Origin of the sequence: uncultured Paraglaciecola sp. (assembly GCF_913020055.1) — a bacterium.
Classification (GTDB): domain Bacteria; phylum Pseudomonadota; class Gammaproteobacteria; order Enterobacterales; family Alteromonadaceae; genus Paraglaciecola.
In genome coordinates, this window is sequence record NZ_CAJWCF010000160.1 from 1 (window position 1) to 5,762 (window position 5,762).

At 38.1% G+C, this 5,762-nt stretch carries 4 protein-coding genes and 1 pseudogene; 3 read left to right on the forward strand and 2 right to left on the reverse strand.

Going from position 1 to position 5,762, the window contains the following annotated elements; all coding sequences use genetic code 11:
• Window positions 1-99 precede the first annotated feature (99 nt).
• Window positions 100-249 (forward strand): annotated as a pseudogene (locus QZ488_RS21595) (transposase); the annotation flags it as partial.
• Between the two features lie 638 nt (window positions 250-887).
• Here QZ488_RS21595 and QZ488_RS20840 read toward each other — a convergent pair.
• Entirely contained in the window at window positions 888-1,721 is an 834-nt protein-coding gene (locus QZ488_RS20840; RefSeq protein ID WP_366509086.1) for a CDP-glycerol glycerophosphotransferase family protein, read from the reverse strand.
• Window positions 1,722-2,150: 429 nt separating this feature from the next.
• On the opposite strand from QZ488_RS20840, the gene QZ488_RS20845 reads away from it, so the two are divergent.
• Entirely contained in the window at window positions 2,151-3,194 is a 1,044-nt protein-coding gene (locus QZ488_RS20845) for a CDP-glycerol glycerophosphotransferase family protein (protein WP_293752375.1), read from the forward strand.
• A gap of 578 nt (window positions 3,195-3,772) precedes the next feature.
• On the opposite strand, the gene tagD is transcribed toward QZ488_RS20845, so the two are convergent.
• Window positions 3,773-4,168: a glycerol-3-phosphate cytidylyltransferase gene (gene tagD / locus QZ488_RS20850; RefSeq protein ID WP_293752378.1), complete on the reverse strand. Its 396-nt coding sequence runs from the start codon at window positions 4,166-4,168 to the stop codon at window positions 3,773-3,775.
• A 356-nt stretch (window positions 4,169-4,524) separates the two neighbouring features.
• Between tagD and QZ488_RS20855 the strand changes: the two genes are divergently transcribed.
• Window positions 4,525-5,762 (forward strand): ABC transporter transmembrane domain-containing protein (locus QZ488_RS20855; RefSeq protein WP_293752377.1); only part of this gene is annotated, 1,238 nt, incomplete at its 3' end.

Below are 5,762 nucleotides of genomic sequence, written 5' to 3' on the forward strand. Positions count from 1 at the left end.
ATCGGCAACAGATTCACAAAACACCCCTATCGTAACCGCCCTTTAACAGCAGAAGATAGACTCTTTAACTGAACCCATTCCGGTGTTTCCAGTACTGTCGAGCGTGTCTTTGGTGTGCTGAAGTTGCATGATGAGATGACAAAGGCTCGTTACCTGGGTATCAAGCGTAATCGCACACGCTTTCAATTGATGTGTGTGGCACACAACATCAACCGTGGCAGACCTATTCAGCGGGCAAGTTGTGTCTGAAAAACCGAATGAAGGGGGAAAGCAGATGTGTTTCAGTAGATATAGACGATAAATTGTCCCTGTTAGGCAACATGGAATCAGAAAAACGAAGTCCTAGAATTTAACTGGCTATGTGAACTGATCGCGTAAAGGTCTCATCTAGACATAATTAAATATATCTTGTCGTGCTAGATATCTAGTTGCATATATCGTTCGCTTCATTCGTTCACGTTTTAATTATTGTCTGTATCACTCTGAGAATGAGGGCGTCAATTTTTGGCGAGGGGTTCTAAACATCATAAGGCTTTTCTCATAGATCTTGAACGAGTTGATCAGGCTTTGAAAAAAGAAGCCGCTGAATTAGAACTGAATGAGCTTGAGAGGATAAGGGGTGATAAATACCCTATTGTGATTCATTTATGAGTGGCTTTAGCATCATGTGCTCTTGGTTATAGTAATGCTTGTCGTATGTATCAAGCTACTTTGTGCATAAACACAGGTATGAATCTTCATGTCCAGTGCGATCCGTTTTGGTTGAGCACATTTAGGCTAACTTAATCAAAGTCTTCGTAATTAGTATGTGTCTGGAATGAGTTCATTTAAAAGAGGCCATCTTTTGAAGATATGAAAAGGCGTACCTGTGTTAATGTTCATAAGGGCTATTTGGAATCTTCTTTATTTTCAAGATAATTGGCAATACGTATTGATGCTTTACCATCAGTTTTACCGGCGAGTTTTTTTGTTATATTTTGTCTAGTTTCTGATTTTTCTTGTGGGGTTTTGATTGCTTGAGCAACAATTTTATTAAGTGCTTGATAGTTCTTAGCTCGACTGGTTATTTCATGAAAGAATTCAATATCTGAATCAATGCGTTTTTTAAAACGGAAACTAAAAATACCGCGATAGCTCCAGCGTAACTTATAAAAATCACACCAAACTATAGGTTTGTTTAGTGCTGCAAATTCAAAAATTGCTGACGAAGCGTCGGACAGCATGACGTCGGCTACGATCATAAAAGGTAATAAATTGTAATCAGTCATTGTTGTTAAATAAACATTATTAGACTGTTTCCAATGCTCAAATAAGCGCTGGTGCTTAATATGTTTAGTGCTGATTGATGAGAAAAAGTGCGGCTTAATAATTATATTATAATCGGAAAAGTCTTCAGCAAAATGAGAGCTAAAGTGCTCTATGGAGCTAGGATAAAAAGTAGGGGCATATAGTAATGTTGGTTTATTAGGGTCTAAACCCAGATCGGCCAGCTTGATTTTGTTTGCAGTACCGTTAAAAGCAGGGTCAAGCTTGGCATAACCGGTGTCAATAAAGTTTCCTTTAGGGTATTGGTCGCAAAGACGTTTTAAGCGGTGTTGGCCTTCGACAAATCTCACTGTTGTTAAATTTTGTGATACATCGTAATAGCATTGTTTCGGTCCAATCCCGTGCTGCATTAAAACTGTTTTGCTCACAGTGTGTATTTTATCGATATTGCTCACAGCATTACCAAAAACAACCCAATCAGCGGCTTGGTCAAGATAAAAGTCAAGTGCTTGCTGCCAGTTGTCATGCCAATGGGCGGTAAGTTTTTGCGTTGTTACAACTGCTTTGTAAATATTAGATAACCAAGTATCGTCTTGTCGATAAAAAACAAAACTACATGTAAAGCCCCGTTTGGTTAGTTCAGTTAAAACGGGTAAGTACTGAGGTAAATAGTATAAATGCTTAACATCAAAAATTATTTTCATAGTTTGTTGTCGTTTAAAGGCACAGCTAACAATTTGTGATTAAACGTAGTTAGCAATTTGACTCCTAGGGTTTTTAGGGGGTACGGTATGTTTGATAAACATCACTTTGGTTGATTATAAGTTTAATGGGTGAGAATATGAATCGTTTCCATTAATAATTGAGTCACTTTTTGGTGTGTTATGAGATTTATTTTATTTTGTAATCAGCCTTATGCCTTTTCAATACTAAGGCCATTAGAGTTGGAATTGATGCAAAGAGGCTATGCTGTGCTTTGGTATGTTCCCGCAGTTATTAAGGAATCTTTCTCGTTTCTTGGTTCTCAATCAACCTCGTTAATGGAAGATTTAATTGGATTTCAGAGCGATGCGATCTTTGTGCCTGGAAATGATGTGCCGCATTATTTAAGGGGAGTGAAAGTTCAAGTATTTCATGGGCTGGCATCGGAGAAAAAAGGGCATTTTCGTATTAGGGATTATTTTGATTTATATTTAACCCAAGGTCCGCACTTTACCGAAGGCTTTAATGCGCTAGTTAATATGCGTGATGATGTAAAAGTTGTTGAAACGGGGTGGAGTAAGTTAGATGCGCTATTCACATCCCCCCCTGAATTACATAATACAAAACAGCAATTGCTTAAGGAGTATAAATCGCAATTTATGATTGTGTTTGCTCCAACATTTTCGCCAAAATTGACATCAGCCACTATTCTTTTTGATGTGATTAATCAGATAGCTGATATGGACAATGTGTTAGTAGTCTGTAAATTTCATGATTTAATGGATAAGGATATTGTGAAGCGCTATCAAGAGTGTATGAATAAAAGCCTCATTGTCTCTGATGAAATAGATGTGCTGCCTTTGCTGAAAATGGCGGATATATTGATAAGTGACACGTCCTCTATTGTTTATGAGTTTATTTTGCTTGATAAGCCTGTGGTGAGTTATTTGAGTCAATCAAAAAATATTGTTTGGGAGAATGTTCATTTAATCAGTGATGTGCTAGAAAAAGTAAGAGAAATTATGGCGGGCCATGATAGGAAGAAGGCTGATAGGGCAAAATTAAAAAAGACTTATCACCCCTATTCTGATGGTAAGTCTTCATGCCGAATGATTGATGAAGTTGAACGGTATATAGCTGATTTTGGAGTGCCTATAAGTAGAAAAATATCGATGTTCCGTAAATTCAAAGTATATAAGAAGTATGGAGTTCGAAGTATTTTATGAAGTTGCATCCTGTTCAGTTAGTTGGCTCCACATTAGGTGGAGCCGGTCGGGTGTAGTTTTATATAGTTGATTTACTTGGCTTGTATTAAATTCCATATCATTTAGAAGGTGGAGCATTATTAGGTATTGTATGTGACGGACAATTGATCCCTTGGAATTATGAGTCTGGAGATATCAATTATGTTCAGTTCATTGGATCAATGAGTTGGTAGTCTTGAAAAGGTAACATCTCCTTACAGATTTCGAATAAGAAAAACGGCTAATGAGGTAAGCGTAATTAAAGTTAAAGAACGGTGGGTTCATTATTTTTCCTAGCGGCTAGCATTTTTATTTCGTTCAAGAAATGTGAGGCTGGATATTTTTGTAAAATACAACGTTCAAGAGCGTGCCTATTGCTATGTGGGAGGAAGTATAATGAGAGTAGCATTTAGTTTTTATGAGGTAGTTAACTATATGGGGCTACAATTTAGTTTTCAGTTAACTACCAACAATATTTGACTGTAAAGTATGGGAATTGGAAAATTCCAGTAAAAGACTGGGATTCTACACAAGAAAAAGCAATTGTGAGATAGTGCTTGTTATTGAAAATTCTCTTTTACATGTTTTTTTAGTTCGCTACTGGATATCCCTTGTGTTCTTGGTAGATAGAGCACCTCACATATATCCGTTAGAAAATCAAATTTTCCTTTCCAATCGTCCCCAATGGCAAAAATATCGATGTTGTTTTCTTTAATGTCGGATGGTTTTTGTTCCCAATTATATTCAGGAATAACCATATCGACATATTGGATAGCATTGACAATCTCAGATCTTTGTTTGTATGGAATTACCGTGGTTTTACCCTTGAGCTCATTGAACTCGTCTGTTGATATGGCAACAATTAGTTTATCCCCAAGGGTTGAGAGGTTCTTAAGGAGATTCAGGTGACCAATATGGAAAAGATCGAATGTACCGTAGGTTATAACTGTCTTCATCGTGTCGTTTTTTGTGTGCTCGTGGGAGGTCTGTTTAGGGGGGTATTTAATTGCATTGCTAGAGTGATTTTTCATGATAACAGTTTATGGCGTACGCCGGTGTTGATCTCTAATTGAAGTTGATGGTAGGTTAAAGATATTTTGGTGTAATTGATAGCTTTGGTTTGAGATGGGAGGCTATGATGAGGTTCTATACTAAATTGAGTGGTTTAAAAAGGCCCTTAATGTTGTCTGTTTAGCAATGTGATCGTGCACAATTGTGAAATTAGTATTGTCGGTTTTTTTTAGGGTCTTGTTGTGTTATAGAGTTTTGGAGACTTAGCTGGTTTGATAAATAATTAAGGTAGGTAATTTAGATGAAAGGAAGTAAGGGTGTAAGGGAAGATTCAGACTGGGGGACATATCAGAGGCTTTTGAAGTACGCTGTACCATACTGGAAGTTTTTTGTAATTAGTTTCGTAGGGTTTGGTTTGTATGCGGCAACCCAGCCATTATTTGCAATGGTTATTAAGCATATTATTGATACGCTGGGGACAGAGGCCAAAGAAGGAATGCTGTATTTACCACTCTTTTTTGTGGGCTTGTTTTTTGCTCGTGGTTTGGGGACTTTTTTAGGGCGATATTTTTTGGGTCGAGTGTCCGCCAACGTTACGCATACCTTACGGAGTGAAATATTCAATCATTATACTTGTTTGCCGGTTTCATTTTTTGCTGACAATAACAATGGACATATGATTTCACGTATCACCTATAACGTAGGTGAAGTCACTAGAGCCACTAGCGATTCTATTCGGACTTTTGTGCGTGAAGGATTAACAGTTATCGGGTTGTTAGCCTATTTGATATATGCAAATTGGCAGTTATCATTGGTTTTTTTTCTGGTTGCTCCGCTTGTGGCTGTTTTGGTGAAGTATGTAAGTAAACGTATGAAGCGGTTAAGTAAAAAGATGCAAGAAACGGTCGGGGATATGACTCACGTTACCTCAGAAATGGTGGTTGGGGTGGAGGTTGTGAAAAGTTTTGGAGGGGGCGGGTATGAAAGAAAACGATTTGCGCAGGCGAGTTTAAATAATAGGCGGCAATTTTTAAAGTTGGTGATGACTATGTCAATTCATAACCCGTTAATACAGTTTATTATTTCATTGGCGCTAGCTGGGTTGATGTATCTGGCATTAATTTTGATGGAGGACGCAGGTCCTGGGGAGTTTGTTGCTTATTTGACGGCCGCATTTTTATTGCCTCGGCCGATAAGGCAGCTAAGTGAAGCTAATGGCGAGATGCGTCGGGGAGTGGCGGCCGCCGAGTCATTGTTCGAAGTATTAGACGAGCCCTTGGAAGAGGATGACGGGAGTTATGAAAAAGACAGGGTAGTAGGGGGAATTGAATTTAGGAACGTATCGTTTACGTATGCAAAAGAAAAGGCGTTGGCGCTTAATAACATTAATTTGAAAATAAAGGCAGGACAGACGGTTGCGTTAGTCGGGGTGTCGGGGGGCGGGAAAAGCACGTTGATTAAATTATTGTCCCGATTTTATGATAATCAGGATGGCGAAATTTATTTGGATGGGGTTGATTTAAAAAATTATACGTTGAT

Coding starts and splice junctions, on each gene's coding strand:
- tagD (WP_293752378.1), bottom strand. CDS start 4,168: ATGAAGACAGTTATAACCTACGGTACATTCGATCTTTTCCATATTGGT.
- QZ488_RS20845 (WP_293752375.1), top strand. CDS start 2,151: ATGAGATTTATTTTATTTTGTAATCAGCCTTATGCCTTTTCAATACTA.